The following is a 17740-nucleotide window of genomic DNA, read 5'->3' on the forward strand; positions in this document are numbered from 1 at the left end:
CCGGCGTTTTTTATGCCTTGTCGTCGGAGTGAGGGGGGCTCTCGTCTAGCTTGGCGCGTGGGTGGGTGGCATCGTAGACCTTGGCCAGGTGCTGGAAATCGAGGCTGGTGTAGATCTGCGTGGTGGACAGGTTGGCGTGGCCCAGCAGCTCCTGGACCGCGCGCAGATCGCCTGAAGACTGCAGTAGATGGCTGGCAAAAGAATGGCGCAGCATGTGGGGATGGACATGGCGGTCGCTGCCGTGGCGCTGCGCCCACTGTTCCAGCCGTTTCTCCACCTGCCGTCCGGACAACCGCCGCCCGCTCTTGCCGGTGAATACCGCGCCTTCGCCTGGCTGGGAGGGGCGGATTGCCAGCCATTGTTCCAGCGCCTGCCGGGCTTGGCGGCCGATCGGCAGGATGCGTGTCTTGTTGCCCTTGCCGTGGGCGGTGAGCAGGCCCTCGCCCAGATCGAGATCGGCAAGGTCGAGCCCGGTCAGCTCCGACAGGCGCAAGCCGCATGAGTAGAGCAGCTCGAGCATGGCCTGATCGCGGAGGGTTAGGTCATCCTCAGGGTCGATCGGGGCGTCGAGCAGGGCGCTGGTGGCGTCGACGGGCAGGGCCTTGGGAAGCGTCTTCGGGCTTTTGGGGGGGCGAATTCCTTGGCAGGGATTGGTGGCTGGGAGTTTTTCCTGTTCGATCAGCCAGTCGAAGAATCCGCGCCAGGCGGACAGCATGCGCGCCAGGCTGCGGCCAATGTGCCCCTTGGCGTGGAGCCGTGCCACGGCGAGGCGGATTTGTTGTGCGGTGAGGGTGGCAGGATCCTGCGCCCCTTGCAGTGCGGCCAACGCCTGCAGGTCGCGGCGGTAGGCGCTGCGCGTGTGCGGGCTCTTGCCAGCAAGCTGCAGCGACTGGTCATAGCCGGCGATCCGCTGCTCCCAGCTCGTGGACGAGGGAGCGCTGTGGTCGGGGCTTGGGTCGGGCGTGTCCTGCGGGCCTGTGCTCATGATGCAACGTTCTCTGAAGTCAGGACAAAGTAAAAAGCCGCCCGGCGAGATAAGGGGCGGCTCTGGGGTGGGGCTCGGCGAACCTTACTGCCTGACGAATTCGTTCTCGATATCCTCGAGCGTGATTTCCCACGAGTCCATCATGTAGCGCAGCAGGGCCATCTCCGGATCGCTGATCTGTCCGTCGGACTTGGTGACGTCGATGGCCAGGGCGCAGGCAAGAATGCGCCGGCTGCGGTCGGTGACATCGGTCAGCAGATTGTCGATGCGCTGCTTGTCGATGAGATGGATCGTGCCATCCTGTTCATCGGCTTCGTCCGAGATGTCGTCGCAGTAGCTGATCAGCACGTCCATGAATTGCTTGCGGCCAAGGCCAAGCACCTCGTAGGCGTTCAACTCCTCCAGTGCTTCGATTTCGTGGTGATCCATCTCGCCGTCAGTGACCAGGAACATGGCCAGCAAGCGGGCAATGGCTTCGGCACTGTTAGGGGGTAGGGTCTCATCATGCCATTCCTCCTTGTTGTTCTCGCGGAAAGCGCGTCATAAACATGTCGGGCATGGGCACGATTTTCCGCTTGCCGTAATCGAAGAAGACGATTCCGGTCTTCAATCTTGCCACTTCTTGCCCGGTCTTGTCATGGCTTGCCTGATAAACCAGATCGAAACCGTATTTGTTGGGGTCGGTCAGTCCCAGACGAAAGATCAGGTTTTCGCCATGAAAGACCTCTGCCTTGTAGACGATAGCGGCATCCGTCATGATGATGCCATGCCCCTCTACATCGAGCTCGGTATAACCGTAGGCCTTGAAGAACCGCAGCCGCGCTTCGTGGGCCAGCCGCAGTATGGCGTCGTTGGCGAGATGTCCCCCGTAGTTGATATCACCTATCCTGATATCGAGGGCTGTTTCGAAGACGAATGTCTCCGGCAGGGGAATCTGGATACGGGCCATGATCGATTCTGCTTCAAATACGGCAGAGTCTACTCACGTCCTTAACCTGCATCAACAATGAAACGTGGCGGATTTGGTACGGTGTGGTAGTCAGGGGTTATCAGATAAGGAGCATGTCATGTATCAGCGAATTTACGTACCGGTGGATGATAGCGAAACTTCCAACCTGGCCTTGGCTGAGGCTTGCAAGCTCGCAAAAGAAGTCGGTGCCAAGGTGTGCCTCGCGCATGTTGTCGACCTGGCGCAGTTTGGATGGGGGGGACGGAGTTTCTCGATGCTTCCGAACTACAGGCTTCGATCAAGCAGGCCGGCGAGAAGGTGCTGTCTCAGGCTGAAGCCAAGGCGCAGGCCATGGGTGTTCAGGTCGAGGGCAAGATTCTCGAGAGCTGGGGCGACAAGATTGCGTCGGTATTGATTGAAGACTTGCAGAACTGGCAGGCGGACTTGGTGGTCATGGGGACGCACGGCTGGAGCGGCCTGATGCATCTGCTGATGGGGAGTGTGGCAGAGGGCGTGCTAAAGCAGGTCGAAGTCCCGGTCTTGCTGGTGCGTAACGTCGGCGACTGAACCGGGGCTGAGGTCGGTGTTGCGCATCACCATCTCCCCGGTGGGGTTCACCGGGGAGATGTCATGGGATGGTGCTGACGATGATCAGCTAGCAACCGATTCCGACGACGAGGAGCCTTCCGTGGCGTCCAGTTTGGCACGCACGGCTTTGCGCAGGCTCTTGTAGAGGTCCGGGTGGGTCTCTTTGAGGTATTCGACGATCTCGAAATCCTCACGGCGTACCCGGGCCAGATCGACTTGCTCAACATGAACCAGGCGAAGCAGTTCGCGTACCGGTTTGGGCATATTGCGGCCGCTTTCATAGCGGGAGCCGCCGGATTGGGTGACGCCGATACGGCTCCAGAATTCCTGCTGGTTCAGGCCGAGCTTTCGCCGGATCTCGCGGGGGTTGGTGATCTTCTCAAACAGTTTCATGGTAAGCCTCGTAAATTGGTAACCGGTCTTGATAAGTGTTTTTATTGGGTACTGCTATATAAAAAATAGCAGAAAAAATCCATTAGGAATATTAGAGCGTACAAAAAAAATAGTTCCCGTCATCGCTCATGGAATATTCCATATTTCTTATGTTTCAAGCCGCAGGACAGGTTGCTGGATCGATGGGTGCAGGGAATCGTCCGGCGCTGACGGGCTGGGCTGTGCACAACAAAAGAAGGGAGGGGTGGCGAGCCCGACCCCCGGCACTTGCACTGAATAACTGTGGCTGCTTCCTTCCGGACCTGACCAGGTTCGCTATTGTGCAATGCGGGGAGGCCCGCCATTGAGAGTTAAAAATTATATCCCTTTAACATGAGTTTGCCAAGCGATTATTGCGGGCTTTCAGGGTATTTTTGCTTTCCCAGCAAATTGCACGGCGGGTTTCATGGTTTGACGCCGTGGTCGGCAAACCAGGCCAGCATTTTGGCCCAGCCGTCGTGTGCGGCGGCTGCATTGTAGCTTGGTCGGTAATCGGCATTGAAGCCGTGGCCGGCGTCGGGGTAGACGATCAGGCGGGAGGGGCTGCCTGCTTTGGCCAGCTTGTCCTGCATTGCCTTGACGGTGTCGAGGGGGATGCCGCTGTCGAGTCCGCCATAGAGTCCCAGAACAGGCGCCTTCAATTGATCCGCCAGATCCAGTGGGTGCCTGGGGGTCATGGCGCTGCTGCTGGCAGTCAGTTTTCCGTACCAGGCCGCTGCAGCCTTGATGGCGTCGGTATGGGCGGCGTACAGCCAGACGATACGGCCGCCCCAGCAGAAGCCGGTGATGGCTGTGCGCTCGCTATCCCCGCCATGGTTGTGCGTCCAGGCGAGCGTGGCGTCCAGATCCTGCAGCACCTGCTGGTCGGAGACCTTGCCGACCAGTTTGGCCAGGAGTTCTTCGGTCGAGGGGTATTCCCGAGGATTACCCTGGCGGAAATAGAGTTCAGGGGCGATGGCGAGGTAACCGGCTTTGGCCAGTCGCCGGCAGAGGTCTTGAATGTGTTCGTGAACGCCGAAAATCTCCTGTACCACCAGGACGACGGGTAGCGTTCCTTTTGCGTTGGCGGGGCGGGCCATGTAGGCGGGGAGGATTTCATCCTTGACCGGCACGCCGACCGAGCCTGTGCTCAGGTTCTGGCTGTCGGTAGTGATGACGGTGGCCGAGGCCGGGCTGACGGCCAGTGCGAAACCGGCGCCCAGGGCCAGTTGCAAGAAGTGTCGGCGCTCGTCATCAGGGTGGGGCGGGAGGTTTGACGGTGGGGGCATGGTAACTCTCCAGGGGGTAATCCATGCTAGATCAATCCAGCTTTGCAAACTAGCTGGGGTGGCGGGGCTTGCTCCGGCGGCGTGCTGACCAGGGAAAGCTCGGCCGCATCGTGATGTAGTGCCGTTCGATGCTGGCTGACAAAGGTGGGGCCGAGTGTCGGGGCGGGGTGTAGAATGGCACGCATTACTGAAAGATGATGACAAGGCAGAGTGCACATGAAAAGAACGGATCTGGAAAAGAACAAGGGGCTGAAGATCAACGGCAAGATGGCTCAGGCCGGCGTGCCTGCCCGCTACAGCCAGCAGGCGGGCGAAGTGCTGGATAAGAAGGAACGTCGCAAGCTCGATCAGGCTCAGGGCCTGGTGCCTTTCGCGGTGAAGCTGCCGGGAGATCTGGTCAAGGAGTTGCAGGCGTTGGCTCAAGAGCGCCAGCTTGCCATGAGCGATCTGGCCGTAGAACTGTTGAAGAAGGGCTTGTCCGCCTGAGTTGGAGCGGACGATGGCAAGCAAAACGGCACATTAATGTGCCGTTTTGCTTTTGGTGTGGCCGTGGCAATGGCAGTCAGGGGCGTGTGGCCGCCGTGGCGGCGGCTGCATCGAGTGGTAGGAACTGTAGCAAGGGGGCGCCGAGCAAGGCCTGGCTGTAGTTGATGGCGGCGCGGCGATACTTTTCATCGGAGAAGGCGGCCAGCAGGTCCAGCCGGCCGACGATCTTGCCGAATTCACGTTCGAAGCTGAGGTTCTGTTCGCTATCGCTGAGTTCGTTGGCTCGCAGCATGGCTTTGCCGTCGTCACCTTTGCGGTTGGATAACAGCCAGGCCGCCACTTCGACATTGTAGGAGGCATTGGCGAGCTTGCCGGCGTCGAGACCGTCCAGCAGGTAGTGCTCGGTCTTGCCGTCGTAACAGTCGAGCAGCATGCTTCCCAGTCCGTAGATCAGAGTGCCGGCGCGGTCGCCCTTGAAGTGTGGATCGAATGCCGTGGTGAGGGCGGCCACCGAGCGCACCTTGCCCAGAGCTGGGAGGGGCTGGTTGCGGCGAATGGCTTCCATGATTTGCCGATGAGCTTCGTCGCGACTGTCCGCGCCGCCAGCGCGCCAACTGGATGGATTGCGCTTGTATAGTTTGTCGAGCAGCAGACTCAGGCTGTCGAGGTTGTCACGCATGGTGAGGTTGGCGACGCGGTTACCATCGCTTTGCCCGAGTTGCTCCACGCTGAAGCCATCGCTGCCAACCGGCTTCTTCCCGGGCGGCGAGGAGCAGGCCAGCAGCAGGCTGCAGAGGCACAGCGGGAGCAGGCGGGAGAGGGGCTGCGGGAGATGAGGCATGGGGAATCTGCGGCTGTAACGGTGTTGCCGTATGTAGCATGCCGCCGCGAGCCGCGGCAAGCGAGCGCGGCGGCGTCATTTCCCTGTCCCGAGGTTTAGTGTTGTTTGGCGCGGGGGTGGAGACCCAGGGCGGCCCAGCCTTCGTGCCCGAGTTCCTTCATCGTCGCGATGTTTTTTTCGTAGATGGCGTCGGCCTCGGGGAACGCCTCGACGGCACGATCGATGCTGCTCTCGCGCAGCAGGTGCAGCGTGGGGTAGGGGGAGCGGTTGGTGAAGTTCTCGATGTCGTCCTTGTCGGTGCCTTCGAACTGGTAGTCCGGGTGAAAGCTGGCCACCTGCAGGGTGCCGGCGTAACCCAGTTCTTCGACGACGTTGTCGGCGAGATCGAGAAAGTCGTTGTAATCCAGGAAGTCGGTGAGCGTGTCGGGGTGGATCAGCAGGGTGGTGTCGATCTCTTCCGGGGCGGTTTCGTCCAGTAGTTGCAGTTCACGCTCGAGTTCTTCCAGCAGGGCGTCGATGTGGGGGGCATGGCTCACCACGAAGCGTACCTGGTTCTTGACGTATACGGACTTGGCAAACGGACACAGGTTGAGGTCGATGACGGCTTTTTCCACCCATTGACGGGTGGCGGTGATGATGTCGTTGTCGCTGTCGCTGGGAGTAGTCATGTCGCGGTCCGGTGAGGGTGGTGTCGTTGGTGGGATTTCATTGTAGACGGGCATGAAAAAACCCGGAACCAGTCCGGGTTTTTTCTGGAACGCTTAGTCGCAGTAAGAATTACAGCGGCTGAATGTTCGAGGCTTGCTTGCCCTTCGGACCCATGGTCACGTCGAAGCTTACACGCTGGTTTTCGGCCAGGGTTTTGAAGCCATTGGCTTTGATCTGGGAGAAGTGAGCGAAGATATCGTCGCCGCCTTCGTCCGGGGTGATGAAGCCGAAGCCTTTGGAGTCATTGAACCACTTAACGGTACCAGTTGCCATGGTATTTCCCATCTATAAAAATAACAATATGAACTAAGTGCATGAAAATCAAGGGAAATGGCGAACTGAGGTACGGACTTAGGCCACGACGACAACTACACATCTACGACTTGAAAATCTTGCGTGGAGGATAGTGCACCGAGTTGTCGCGCAAGGCAAGCGATTTCTGTGTGCTATCGGAAAATAGTTGCTGTACACGGCCATCCGGCTGTGCCCGCACTGGGCTGGCGGCGCGGCTGCCTTTTGTTATGCTGTGGCCCTTCCGTCCAGCCCTCGAGGATGATTTATGAAAGCCCTGTGGAAGCTGTTTGCTGTAACGCTTCTTGCTTTGTTCCTGGTTGCCTGCAGCAAGGTAACGCCGGCCAATTTCGAGAAAATTCAGGAGGATATGACCCGGCAGCAGGTGGTCGAGCTACTGGGAGAGCCTGCCGACGTCAGCAGTGCCAGCCTATTGGGGTTCTCTGGCGGGACGGCGACCTGGCGTCACGGCAAGACCGTGATTACGGTGCGCTTCGTCAACGACAAGGTTGTCAGCAAACAAATCGATACGGCGGCCACGACGTCGGCGTACTAGCCCAGTTTCTCTTGCAGCTCGGCCAGCAGTTGGGGAGGCAGGTGCTGTTCCAGCCACGGAAACAGCTCGCGTTCTTCGAAGCGCACGTGTGAGATCAGTGCTTCGGCCAGCCTGGCAGGGTTGGTCGCAGGCGCCGCGGCCAGCGCGCGCAACTCCTGGTGCTCGGCCAGCAGGCGTGCGCTTGTTGCTTCATCCAGGTGGGGTTGCAGCCAGGTTTCTTCGAGCTGGAAATGCTGTTCCAGCGGTGCAGCGTAATGCTGGCGGAAGTTTTCGAGCAGCGCCTCGCATCCGGCTGCATCGGCGTCGGAACAAGCCCGGCGCAGGCGCTGGGCAAAGGACAGGTTGTGGTGATGCTCGTGCGAGAGCGGGACCAGCGCGGGGTGGCGTTTCATGCAGGCCTCTTTGGGGTTTTGCCGAGACGGACCAGGGCGATCATCAGGGCCAGGAATAGCAGCAGGGTGATGCCGTTGAGCAGGCTGCCTGCCTGGCGCCACTCGAAGCGGCCCAGCAGGTCGCCGGCGAGGCGCAGCAGCAGCGAACCGTGCAGCAATGCCAACGGCAGGTACAGCAGGGGGCGATAGGGCACGCGCCAGCCGGTCAGCGCCGGCAGGATGACCGGGGCATGGCCGAACACCATGGAAAACACGAAGCCGACGAACAGGGCGTGAAGCACGGCGTCGTAGCCGGGGCCGGGTTGCAGTACCTGGCCGCCCAGCAGGAGTAGTCCGCTGACAGCGAGCCAGACGTAGCCCGCCAGCAGGCTGGCGGCGATGTAGCGCGGCAGGCCCTGCTGGCGCACGGTGCGCCGCGCCAGATCGTAGCGGGCCAGCCAGGCGGCCATGCCGACCAGACTCAGCCCGACCAGCGGCAAGCCGGGAAGGCGTGGCGTCAGCGCGTTGGCCAGCATGCCCAGCAGCCACAGGAGCAGCAGTCCGTTCAGCAACGGGGCGGCGTGGGGAGGGCGGCGCAGCAGGCGCGATAGTTCCAGGCGTTCGGCGACGATGGTCAACAGCAGGAAGCCCTGCCACCAGCCGACGACGTTCCATACCGGCTGTCCGGCCAGCCAGGCCAGATTGCCCACCAGCCAGAGGAGGGCGGCGATGGCCAGGAGGCGGGTGAAGTCGGCCGGCTGGATACGCCAGATAACGCACGAGGCCGCCAACAGCCCGGCGCTGGCGAGTGCGAAGCCGGCCGCGGCAAGCCACCACGGCCCACCCAGCAGCAAGAGGCCGCCGGAGCAGAAGGCGCAGAGCGGGGCGAGCAGGGCCCAGCGTCGGCGCAGGGCGACCGCGCGTTCCAGTGAAATCAGGGCGCCGAATACCCCGGAGACCATCAGGGGGCCGTGAAACAGGGGGGCTTCCGCCGGCAGGGCGGGCAGCATCATGCCCACGCGCGCCAGCCCTCCCAGCAGGGCCGCGGCCAGCAGTACCGGCACCAGCAACAATAGCCAGACCGGGCGCGGACTGGCTGCCATGCTCACGCGGTGCCCTCCCAGCCGAGGATGTAGCGCGCCTTGTCACTCATCCGCTCTGGCGTCCAGGCGGGTTCCCACACGAGTTCCACGGCAAGCTCGGCGCCCGGTACGAGGTGGTGCAGTTCGGCCAGGACGTCTTCTTCGATGATGGCGCCCATCGGGCAGGCCGGCGAGGTCATGGTCATGCGTACCGTCAGGCCGCGCTCGGTGCGTTCGATGCCGTAGATCAGCCCGAGGTCGACGATGTTGACCCCCATCTCGGGGTCGATCACCTCGCTCAGTGCGTTCAGCACGGCGGTGTCGTCAGGCAGGGACATGATGCTCTCCAGTGGGGTGGTTCATGCTATGGAGCGTAGTCCCTGGTGCCGCGAGTCTTCCATGAGCGCGCTCAAGTTTTTCCGTCCTGCCGGAGTGGGTCAGTTCCGTGTCGGGTCGAAGTAGCCTTTCTCGGCGGCGGCATCGACCTGAGCTGCCACCCAGTCGCCGGCCAGCCGGCAACCGGCCTGCACCTTGCTGACGGCCTTGGCCATGACCTGCTCTTTGCGGATGCCGTTTTCGCGCCAGCTTTGCCCTTCGCGGTTGAGGTTGAGCAGCATCGGCATCAGCCGGTCCATGGCATTGGCGAAACGCGCTTCGGCGGTCTGGTTGGCTTCGAATTCCTGCCACAGTGCCAGCATCTCGACGGCCTGGTCCGGCGGCAGCAGGCCGAAGATGCGCTTCGCGGCGGTCAGTTCGGCGGCCTTGCGCTCGGCCTCGCCGCCTTCGGCGTAGACGATGGTGTCGCCGGTGTCGACTTCGCCGATGTCGTGCACCAGCAAAAGGCGGACGACCTTGTCGATGTCGAGCGGCTCATCGGCGTGCGGCTGCAGCGCCATGGCCAAGAGCGCGACCTGCCAGCTGTGTTCGGCGGAGTTTTCGTGGCGCTCCAGCGTGATCGGCTTGTTCTTGCGCAGCACGCCCTTGAGCTTGTCGATTTCCAGGATGAAGGCGATCTGGCGTTCCAGCTGGGTGTAGTCCGGGGTCATGGCGGGTACTTGGGTGTGTCGGGATGGTGTGATGATACAGGGCTTCCGGAGCGGGCTGAACCGTTGCCTTGCTGGGGTGTTATCCCTGGCCATGAACAGGGTGGCCGATTTCAATGCGGCGACATGCTTTGGCGGCAGCCGCCGAAGCCCCGTCTGTCGGGCTTCGGCCAACCTTGTCGTCAGGCCGGGACGGCGTCTTCCGCTTGGCTGGACCTGGGGCTGGCGCGGAAGGTGCGCCGTTCGACGTGCGGACTGGCCACCCGTCGCGCCTGGGTCAGCGGGGCGATGCCGCGCGCAGCCAGGGTGGCGAGCAGGTCTTGCAGCACCGCCTCGCGGTTCAGCACGAAGGTGGAGGCGAAGCAGCGCCAGAACTGCCAGCCGGCGCGCTCCAGGATGCGCTGGCGGCGCATGTCGTCGGGCCATTGCGCGGCGCCGTGGTAGCGGTCGCCGTCGCACTCGATGGCGAGGCGGGCGTCGTTGTCGCCCTCCACCACCAGGTCGAGGCGGAAGCCGCCGACCTTGACCTGCGGCGTGATCTTGTAGCCGCGCCCGGTCAGTTCGTCGTAGACCTCGGTCTCGAACGGCGATTCGCACAGCGTCCGCAGGTCGGTTACCTGTTGCTGGTCGAGCAGATAGGGGGTGTGGAAGTGCTCGATCAGCTTGCGGCGCAGCTCGTCGGCCGGGCTCAGCTGGCTGATTTCGACGCTGCGCACCAGGTACATGCGGTCGCGGGCGCGCGAGGCGGCGACGTTGAAGCGCTGCGCGAAGCTGTCGCGCGTTACCGCGTGCGGCTTGCCGGACACCACCATGCTGAGGAACATGATGTCGCGCTCCTTGCCCTGGAAGGTGCGGGCGTCGCCGCAGGCGATGTCGTGGCGCGCCATCAGCGCCTCGCCCAGCTCCTCGCGGATCAGCTCCCATACCTTGATCGCCTGCTTGTCGCCCAGCAGCGACACCACGCCGATGGAGCGCCCGGCGGTGACCGGGTCGGCGGCGAGGCGGCGGATTTCCTCGACGATGAAGGCGGCTTCGGCGCGGTTGCTGTTGTCGTTGCCGCAGTGGCCGTCTTCCACCAGCACGTCGATCAGCGGCGGGTCAAGCCGCTCGTTCGCGGTGGGCAGACGCAGCGGCTTGAGCTCGTGGTGGTAGAACTCGCGCTTGGCGTACTCGATGATCGGGCCGACCGAGCGGAAGTGCTCCTTCAGCATTACCGCGCTGGCGGCGAAGGCGACCTTGAAGAGGTCGTAGATCGAGCGCTCCGGCGTCATCAGCGGCCGGTACAGCGCGACTTGATCGCCGAGGAAACGCTGCATCAGCGTCAGCACCTTGTCTTCTTCCAGCCCGACGCCCTCCGGCGAGACCTGCTTGTCGTCGCCCACCACCAGCACTTTCCTGGCGCGCAACAGCGCGGGCAGGGCGCTGAGGTCGGATTGCGAGGCCTCGTCGATGATCACCAGGTCGAAGCAGCCCAGCTCGGCCGGCAGCGATTCGGCGATGCGGTAGTGCGGCATGATCCAGCACGGAATCGCCGGGGTGGCCTTGGCGGCGGCGGCGCGGGCGTCGCGGCGGTAGCGTACCGCGCGCTTGCCGGTGCCCTTGCCGATCAGCCGGATGGCGGCGGAATAGAGGCCCAGCGCGCTGCGCACCTCGGGTGTGGCGTTGTCGGCGAGTTTGAGCCAGGTGCGCTGGGCGACCAATTCCTGGTAGCTGTGCGCCAGCTGTTTTTCCAGTTGGCGGCGTTCTTCGGCCAACGTCTTGAGGCGGGCGCGGGTGTCCAGTTGCTGCAGCGCGTGGCGCAGGCGCTTGGCCTGCCACAGCGCCGCCCAGTCCTGCGGCAGCAGCGGGTCGGACTCGGCGCCGGCGGGCTGCTGACAGAGCTGGCGCGCCCAGAGCGGGGCGCCGGACTGGGCGATGCGCCGCACCTCGGTGCGGACGGTGTCGAGCGCGGGGCGCAGGGCGTGCAGCGCGGCCAGTTGCCGGCAGAGGTCTTGCCATGTTTCAGCCAGCGTGCCGGCGTCGAGTTCGGGCGTGCCGAGCTGATCGGCCAGGGCGGCCAGTTGTTCCGCCCACGGCCCGCCGCTGTGGCGGCTCAGCGCCAGTAACTGTTCGCGCAGCGTGGCGGCGCCTTCGAGGCGCTGGCAGCTGAGGTGGTGCAGCAGGATGCGCTGGGCCTCGAGCAGGCGTGCCGGCTGCTCCAGCAGGGTCTCCGGCCAGGCCGCGTCGGGCAGGCTGTGGCGCAGGCGCGGCAGCACCTCGGCTTCCAGTTGCACCGCCTCGGCCATGCGCCGGATCAGCCGGCAGCGCTCGCGGGCCCGCTCCACCAGCAGCGGGTCGGTGCTGGCCAGGGTTTCGGCGCCGAACTCGGTCGCGATGGCGTTCCAGCGCAGCAGCAGGCGGCGCAGCGCCTGGCGATGCTGCAGATGGGCCGCGACCCGGCCCCAGTCGGCGCTCGTCTGCGCCGGCTGGCCCAATACCTCGACCTGCGCCAGCCTCTTCTTGGCTTCTCCCTTGCCGAACCAGCCGGCCAGGCCGAAGGCGCTGCGGCCGGCGCCGAGCTGGCCGATGGCCTCGACCAGCTCGGCGTCCTGCTCCAGCCCGTCCGGCAGCGTCACCGGGCGCTGCAGCAACTGTGGGCGGCGCGCCAGTTCCGCCTCGGCGGCGCTGTCCCACTCCTCCAGCAGGCGCAACATCGCCGCGCAGGCCGGCAGGCGCAGCAGGTCGAGACAGGAGCGCGCCCACGGCGCCGCGGCGCTGGCGATCTCGACCTGCCGGGCGGACAAGTCGCGCAGGGCTTCGGCCAACCCTGCGGCTTGGTGTAGTGCGCCGTCGGCCAGCGCCGGCACGTCGCCGTTGGTGATCGCCTGCCGCAAGCGCACCGCCTGCAGCAAGTCCTGATGCGCCTTGTGCAGCGTTTCCATGGCAGGGAGTTCGGCCGGGTCGGGCAGGGTGTGCGGCAGGTAGGCGAGTGCTGCGCCAAGCTCGCGGCGTGCCGCGCGCAGCCGGGTGATGGCGTCGTCGTCGAACTGCGAGCGGTGGCGTTCCTCGGCGGTGAGTTCGTCCGGCAGCGTCGCCAGCCGCTCGGACAGGGCGCCGATCTGCTCGGCGGCGCGCAGCGGGTCGATTTGCTCGTCGTCCAGCGTCAGCGGCTGCAGGTTGCGCGCGGCGCACTGGTCGATCTCGCGGTCGACGCGCTGCAGGTTGCCGTGCAGGCGGTCGATGGTGTCTTCCAGGGCGGCAATCGAGCGCGCCAGCGCGGTGCGGTCGAGCGACTGGATTTCGCTGGCGATCTTGTTGACCGAATACTCGAAGCGCTTGGCTTCGTCGCGCTCGCCCGCCAGCAGGCTGATCGCCAGCGGGCGGATGGCGTCGGGCAGCTTCTCCTCCAGCACCTTGAGCGCCGGCTCCTTCATCGAGGTCACCAGCACGCGCTGGCCCTGGGCCAGGTAGTGACAGATGATGTTGGCGATGGTGTGGGTCTTGCCGGTGCCCGGCGGGCCTTGCACCACCACGCCATCGTGCAGTTCCAGCATCTGCACGATGCGCACCTGCTCGTCGTTGAACGGCTTGGGGAAGAACAGGTCGCGCGCCGCGCCGTCGCCCGTGCTGCCGCTCACCGCGGACAGCCCGCGGAAGGCCGGCAGCGGGCGATCGAGATGCTGGTTCGAGGGCTCGCTCAGAAGTTGGGCCAGCGCCGGAGGAAGGGGCTCGGGCGTTGGCGGCAGCGTGTCGCTGAAGCGTTGCAGGTCCTGCACCAGCAGGTTGGCGGTGCGCGGCCCGGCGAACACGGCCCAGCTGTCGACCAGCTGCAGTTGGCCGTCCGGGCTGGGGAGGGAGGCGGGAGCGGTGTCCGGGATGCGCGGCAGTAGTCGGGCGTCGGGGTCGAGGTGGGCGGCGGCGGCTTGCAGCAGGGGCTGGTAGCTGGCGCTGTCGAACGGCGAATACTCGTGCGTGGCGTTTTCCAGCCACAGGCGCGCCTGGCGTTCGAAATCGGCCAGGCCGGCCACGTCGAGCGCGTTCAGCGCATCCGCTTCGAGGGTGGCGGGCAGGTCGCGCGGGCGCAGTTCCAGCGCCATGGTGCCGGAGTTCAGCGCCAGTTCGACCGGCCGGGTCAGCAGCGGGTAGCACAGGCGCGCCCCGTCCTTCAGCCAGATGGCCACGCCGCTGCCCCAGACGATCTCCAGCTGGTTGTCGGCGATCATGCCGTCCAGCGTCTGTTTCAGGCGGAACAGCTGGTTATAGAGCGCCATGGTCTTCTGGCGGCGCTGTTCTGCGTCGGCCCAGGCCTGCCACGGGCCGCTGCGGTAGGCCTCGAACAAGGCTTCGACGCGCGCGCGGTCGGAAAAGTCGGGCAATGTCACGTTGAGGGCCGGCTCGGCCAGTTCGCCGCGGACGTAACCCAATGCTTCCAGCGCCGCGAAAGGGATCGCCGGGGCCAGGGCCGGTGGTTTGATCGCTCCCTTGTGGGGTGTGGCCGACGGCTCCAGCCAGCATTGCAGCAAGGGGGCTTCCGGCTGGGGCATGGGCAGCGGCTGCAGGCGTTCGACGGCAAGCCAGACTTCCTCGCCCTCGTCATCCTCGCGGTTCAGCGAGATGCCCGGCAGTTGGTGCAGTTCGGCTTCCAGGGCGAGAAAGTCGCCGTGTTTGGCAAGATCGGTGACCGGAGCTGCGTGCAGGCGGGCGGTGTGCTGGACAAACTGGATCAGGGCGGCAAGGCGTTGCAGGACGGTCATAGGGTGGGTGCGGCGTATTTATGCAATGGGTTTGGTTATTGGTATAAAAACAATCTATGCCGCATTGTAGCGCGAAGCCCCCGACCTTTTATACGCAGGTCATCGCTCCCAGGCAGGCGAGGGCATCAAGGCAGGCGCGCGGCCACAGGCAGTGACAGCGGCGGGGTGGAAAAATCCGTTGTATGGTCGGTTTGGCGGGAAATGTCAGGTCAGCGGCCGGCTGCGCCACTGGGCCAGGTCGGCCGGGATGCCCAGGTCGCGCGGATCGCCGAACGGCGGCCAGGACGAACTGCCCTCGGCCAGCGCCCGCGCGGCGTCTTCCGGCGTGGGGTAGGCGCCGAGCGCCTCGCCGTCGTGCATGATGTGGTAGCGCCCGTCGAGTGGAACGATGTCGAAGGGGCCGTATTGGGTGTCGAAGCTCCAGCATTTCATGATCGCGCCCTCCTTTATAGTCTGAATGGTAGTCGATAAAGGAGGGCGGTCGGAGCGGACTGGGTCGGCCTGAGCCTCCCCGGCGGGTGCGACTCAGTGGCTGCGTGCCAGGATCAGGCGCAGGCCGAGGGCGACGAAGATACTGCCGGCCAGCCGGTCGAGCCACTTGCTCATGCTGGGCTTGCGCTGCAGCCACTGGCCGACGTGGCCGGAAAAATAACCCAGCAGCCCGAACAAGACCGCCGCCTGCAGCGTGAAGATCAGCCCCAGCACCAGCGTCTGCCAACCCGCCATGCCGCGGCCGGTATCGACGAACTGAGGCAGGAAGGCGAGGAAGAACAGCACCACCTTGGGGTTGATGGCGTTGGCCAGCAGACCCTTGGCAAACATCGTGCGCGCCGGGTTGGCCGAGCCTTGGCCCGGCGCGCCGGGTCGGAAACTGGCGCCGGGGCTGCGCAGCGCCTGCACGCCGAGGTAGACCAGATACGCTCCGCCGCCGACCTTGAGGGCGGTGAAGGCGAGCGGCGAGGCGGCGATCAGCGCACTGATACCCACGGCGGCGAGCAGGGTGTGGCTGATGCAGCCCAGCGCGCAGCCCAGGCCGAAGGCAATGCCCTGTTTCTTGCCACGTGCAATGCCGAGGCTCAGCACCATCAGATTGTCCGGGCCGGGGGAAAGCGTGATGAGAATCGCGGCCATGGTGAAGCCGGCCAGTTGTTCGGGCGTGAGCAGCATGTCGGAGTCCTTTGATCGGAGCGATGAACCGTTACCATCATCGGTTGCCAGCCGGAAGCTGGCAAGCGGAGGCGACCGCCCGGTCACAAGGGTGACTTTTCGTGGCGCAGGCACTAGAATTTTGGCCTCGAATGTACGAGGTAAAACCGTCTATGCCGTCTTTTGATATCGTCTCCGAAGTGAATGTGGTGGAAGTGCGCAACGCCGTGGATCAGTCCAACAAGGAGGTCTCCACCCGTTACGACTTCAAGGGCAGCGACGCCCGCATCGAATCCGCCGACAAGGTGCTGACCCTGTTCGCCGACGCCGAATTCCAGCTGGACCAGGTCAAGGACATCCTGCTGGGCAAGCTGGCCAAGCGCGGGGTGGATGTGCGCTGTCTCGATCACGGCAAGATCGAGAAGGTCAGCGGCAACAAGATCAAGCAGGCGATCACCGTCAAGGAAGGTATCGAGGGTGACTTGGCGAAGAAGATCGTCAGGCTGATCAAGGACTCCAAGCTCAAGGTGCAGGCCAGCATCCAGGGCGACGCGGTGCGCGTCAGCGGCGCCAAGCGGGATATTCTGCAGGAAGTGATCGCGTTGATGCGCAAGGAGGTCACCGATTTCCCGCTGCAGTTCAACAACTTCCGCGACTGAGCCAGAACGAACCGCAACGAAAAAGGCACCGCGAGGTGCCTTTTTTGCGTCTTCGGCCAACCTTTACAGTTTGATCAGCGTGCTCTTGAGTTCGGTGTACTTCTCCAGCGCGTGCAGGCTCTTGTCGCGGCCGTTGCCGGACTGTTTGAAGCCGCCGAACGGCAGGTTCATGTCGCCTCCCTCGTCATAGCAGTTGACCCACACCGTACCGGCACGCAGCCGGCGCGATACCTGGTGCGCCGTACTGACGTTGGCGGTCCACACCGCGGCCGCTAGGCCGTATTCGGTATCGTTGGCGATGCGCACCGCCTCGTCGATCGAGTCGAAGGTGATCACCGACAGCACCGGCCCGAAAATTTCCTCGCGGCAGATGGCCAGGTCGGGGCGCGGGCAGTCGAACGCGGTCGGCTCGATGAAATAGCCCTTGCCCGCTACCTGTGTCGCCTGGCCGCCGCAGATCAGGGTGGCGCCTTCGCCCTGACCCTGATCGATGTAGGACAGCACCTTGTCGAACTGGGTCCGGTCGACGATCGCCCCCATGCCGGCGGCCGGATCGAGCGGGTCTGTCGGATAGTAGCCCTGGGCCGCCTTCCTGAACTCTTCCAGAAAGCGCTCCTTGATGCTGCGCTGGACCAGCACGCGCGAGCCGGCGGTGCACATCTCGCCCATGTTGTAGTAGATGGCGCCGGCGGCGGTGCGCGCGGCGCGGGCGAGGTCGGGGCAGTCTTCCAGGATGATGTTGGGCGACTTGCCGCCCAGCTCCAGCCAGACGCGCTTGAGGTTGGACTGCGCGGCGTAGCCGGCGATCAGCTTGCCGACGGCGGTCGAGCCGGTGAAGGCGATGCAGTCCACCCCCATGTGCAGCGCCAACAGCTTGCCCACGTCGCCGGGGCCCGGCAGGACCTGGAAGATGCCGTCGGGAATGCCCGCCTGCTTGGCCAGTCCGGCCAGCCGGATTGCCGTTAATGGCGATTTCTCGGACGGTTTGACGATCACCGCGTTGCCGGCGGCCAGCGCCGGGGCGAACTTCCAGCTCGCCATCAGGATCGGGAAATTCCACGGCACCACCGCGGCCACCACGCCGACCGGTTCGCGCGTGACCAGGCCGACCAACTTGGGGTCGACCGGCGCCACTTCGCCGCCCACCTTGTCGATGGCTTCGGCAAACCACTCCACGCAATACGCCGCACCCGGCACATCCACGGTGGTGGAATCGCCGATCGGCTTGCCCATGTCGAGGGTTTCCAGCAGCGCCAGCTCGTCGCGGTGCTGGCGGATCAGGGCGGCGAAACGCTTGAGTATCTTGCCGCGCTTCCGCGGCGGCAACCCAGACCAGGCACCGGATTCGAAGGCCCGGCGGGCCGCCGCGACGGCGGTGTCGACATCGGCGGCGGCAGACCACGCCACCTCGGCGAGCTTGTCGCCGGTGGCCGGGTTGACGCAATCAAAGGTGCGGCTGTCGTGGGCGTGGGCGTACTCGCCATCGATGAAGAGCCGGCCTTCGATGGCGAGCGTCGCGGCCAGCTGCTGCCATTCGGCGTGGGTGCGAGACATGGGCTTCTCCGTGGTGAGGGATGGCGTCGCCGTCGCGCTCGGGCGGGC

General features: G+C 64.4%; 20 protein-coding genes, 1 other RNA gene and 1 pseudogene. 5 read left to right on the forward strand and 17 right to left on the reverse strand.

All coding sequences use genetic code 11. The annotated features are described in order from the left end of the window. Positions 1 to 10 precede the first annotated feature (10 nt). The 3 genes from xerC to ABKF58_RS14260 form a co-directional block, all read right to left on the reverse strand. Entirely contained in the window at positions 11 to 985 is a 975-nt protein-coding gene (gene xerC / locus ABKF58_RS14250; RefSeq protein WP_482581433.1) for a tyrosine recombinase XerC, read from the reverse strand. Positions 986 to 1069: 84 nt separating this feature from the next. Next, on the reverse strand, positions 1070 to 1438 hold the full coding sequence (locus ABKF58_RS14255; RefSeq protein ID WP_482581435.1) for a hypothetical protein: 369 nt from the start codon (positions 1436 to 1438) through the stop codon (positions 1070 to 1072). 49 nt (positions 1439 to 1487) lie between these two features. Next, positions 1488 to 1934: a thioesterase family protein gene (locus ABKF58_RS14260; protein WP_482581437.1), complete on the reverse strand. Its 447-nt coding sequence runs from the start codon at positions 1932 to 1934 to the stop codon at positions 1488 to 1490. A 118-nt stretch (positions 1935 to 2052) separates the two neighbouring features. On the opposite strand from ABKF58_RS14260, the pseudogene ABKF58_RS14265 reads away from it, so the two are divergent. Both ABKF58_RS14265 and ABKF58_RS14270 read left to right on the forward strand, forming a co-directional pair. Next, positions 2053 to 2154: pseudogene (locus tag ABKF58_RS14265) on the forward strand (universal stress protein); the annotation flags it as partial. 32 nt (positions 2155 to 2186) lie between these two features. Then, positions 2187 to 2501 (forward strand): universal stress protein, encoded by a 315-nt coding sequence (locus ABKF58_RS14270; protein ID WP_482581439.1) that lies wholly within the window; start codon positions 2187 to 2189, stop codon positions 2499 to 2501. Positions 2502 to 2585: 84 nt separating this feature from the next. On the opposite strand, the gene ABKF58_RS14275 is transcribed toward ABKF58_RS14270, so the two are convergent. The 3 genes from ABKF58_RS14275 to ABKF58_RS14285 all read right to left on the reverse strand — a co-directional run bounded on the left by ABKF58_RS14275 (position 2586) and on the right by ABKF58_RS14285 (position 4222). Beyond that, positions 2586 to 2915, reverse strand: coding sequence for a helix-turn-helix domain-containing protein (locus ABKF58_RS14275; protein WP_008952809.1), 330 nt, complete (start codon positions 2913 to 2915; stop codon positions 2586 to 2588). 243 nt (positions 2916 to 3158) lie between these two features. Then, positions 3159 to 3257, reverse strand: an RNA gene (ffs, locus tag ABKF58_RS14280) — signal recognition particle sRNA small type. 101 nt (positions 3258 to 3358) lie between these two features. Further along, positions 3359 to 4222: a dienelactone hydrolase family protein gene (locus tag ABKF58_RS14285; protein WP_482581441.1), complete on the reverse strand. Its 864-nt coding sequence runs from the start codon at positions 4220 to 4222 to the stop codon at positions 3359 to 3361. Positions 4223 to 4438: 216 nt separating this feature from the next. Here ABKF58_RS14285 and ABKF58_RS14290 point away from each other — a divergent pair, with 216 nt between their 5' ends. Further along, positions 4439 to 4708, forward strand: a complete 270-nt coding sequence (locus tag ABKF58_RS14290) for a hypothetical protein (RefSeq protein WP_008952807.1) — start codon at positions 4439 to 4441, stop codon at positions 4706 to 4708. A gap of 76 nt (positions 4709 to 4784) precedes the next feature. Here the strand turns inward: ABKF58_RS14290 and ABKF58_RS14295 are convergent, their stop codons facing one another. The 3 genes from ABKF58_RS14295 to ABKF58_RS14305 all read right to left on the reverse strand — a co-directional run bounded on the left by ABKF58_RS14295 (position 4785) and on the right by ABKF58_RS14305 (position 6530). Next, complete coding sequence (locus ABKF58_RS14295; protein WP_482581443.1) at positions 4785 to 5549, reverse strand: hypothetical protein; 765 nt, start codon at positions 5547 to 5549, stop codon at positions 4785 to 4787. Between the two features lie 95 nt (positions 5550 to 5644). Beyond that, entirely contained in the window at positions 5645 to 6217 is a 573-nt protein-coding gene (locus tag ABKF58_RS14300) for a DUF1415 domain-containing protein (protein ID WP_482581445.1), read from the reverse strand. Between the two features lie 109 nt (positions 6218 to 6326). Further along, positions 6327 to 6530, reverse strand: coding sequence for a cold-shock protein (locus tag ABKF58_RS14305; protein ID WP_008952804.1), 204 nt, complete (start codon positions 6528 to 6530; stop codon positions 6327 to 6329). A 286-nt stretch (positions 6531 to 6816) separates the two neighbouring features. Here ABKF58_RS14305 and bamE point away from each other — a divergent pair, with 286 nt between their 5' ends. Further along, complete coding sequence (gene bamE, locus ABKF58_RS14310; protein ID WP_008952803.1) at positions 6817 to 7104, forward strand: outer membrane protein assembly factor BamE domain-containing protein; 288 nt, start codon at positions 6817 to 6819, stop codon at positions 7102 to 7104. On the opposite strand, the gene ABKF58_RS14315 is transcribed toward bamE, so the two are convergent. The 7 genes from ABKF58_RS14315 to ABKF58_RS14345 form a co-directional block, all read right to left on the reverse strand. Then, positions 7101 to 7496, reverse strand: a complete 396-nt coding sequence (locus tag ABKF58_RS14315) for a hemerythrin domain-containing protein (RefSeq protein WP_482581446.1) — start codon at positions 7494 to 7496, stop codon at positions 7101 to 7103. The genes bamE and ABKF58_RS14315 overlap by 4 nt on opposite strands. Then, on the reverse strand, positions 7493 to 8578 hold the full coding sequence (locus ABKF58_RS14320; RefSeq protein ID WP_482584386.1) for a hypothetical protein: 1086 nt from the start codon (positions 8576 to 8578) through the stop codon (positions 7493 to 7495). Before ABKF58_RS14320 ends, ABKF58_RS14315 begins: the two co-directional genes overlap by 4 nt. Before the next feature lie 2 nt (positions 8579 to 8580). Continuing rightward, complete coding sequence (locus ABKF58_RS14325) at positions 8581 to 8895, reverse strand: metal-sulfur cluster assembly factor (protein ID WP_008952800.1); 315 nt, start codon at positions 8893 to 8895, stop codon at positions 8581 to 8583. Positions 8896 to 8994: 99 nt separating this feature from the next. Further along, the gene (locus ABKF58_RS14330; protein WP_482581448.1) at positions 8995 to 9603 is read right to left on the reverse strand and encodes an HD domain-containing protein; all 609 of its coding nucleotides are present in this window, start codon (positions 9601 to 9603) and stop codon (positions 8995 to 8997) included. 179 nt (positions 9604 to 9782) lie between these two features. Next, on the reverse strand, positions 9783 to 14333 hold the full coding sequence (locus ABKF58_RS14335) for an AAA domain-containing protein (protein ID WP_482581450.1): 4551 nt from the start codon (positions 14331 to 14333) through the stop codon (positions 9783 to 9785). Positions 14334 to 14537: 204 nt separating this feature from the next. Further along, positions 14538 to 14765, reverse strand: a complete 228-nt coding sequence (locus ABKF58_RS14340; protein WP_482581451.1) for a hypothetical protein — start codon at positions 14763 to 14765, stop codon at positions 14538 to 14540. A gap of 93 nt (positions 14766 to 14858) precedes the next feature. Then, entirely contained in the window at positions 14859 to 15500 is a 642-nt protein-coding gene (locus tag ABKF58_RS14345) for a LysE family translocator (protein WP_482581453.1), read from the reverse strand. A gap of 152 nt (positions 15501 to 15652) precedes the next feature. Between ABKF58_RS14345 and ABKF58_RS14350 the strand changes: the two genes are divergently transcribed. Further along, positions 15653 to 16138, forward strand: coding sequence for a YajQ family cyclic di-GMP-binding protein (locus ABKF58_RS14350; protein ID WP_008952794.1), 486 nt, complete (start codon positions 15653 to 15655; stop codon positions 16136 to 16138). Positions 16139 to 16201: 63 nt separating this feature from the next. Here ABKF58_RS14350 and ABKF58_RS14355 read toward each other — a convergent pair whose 3' ends face one another. Then, the gene (locus ABKF58_RS14355; protein WP_482581455.1) at positions 16202 to 17692 is read right to left on the reverse strand and encodes an aldehyde dehydrogenase; all 1491 of its coding nucleotides are present in this window, start codon (positions 17690 to 17692) and stop codon (positions 16202 to 16204) included. Positions 17693 to 17740 lie beyond the last annotated feature (48 nt).

The sequence above is a fragment of the Pseudogulbenkiania sp. AW2-16 genome, assembly GCF_056824575.1.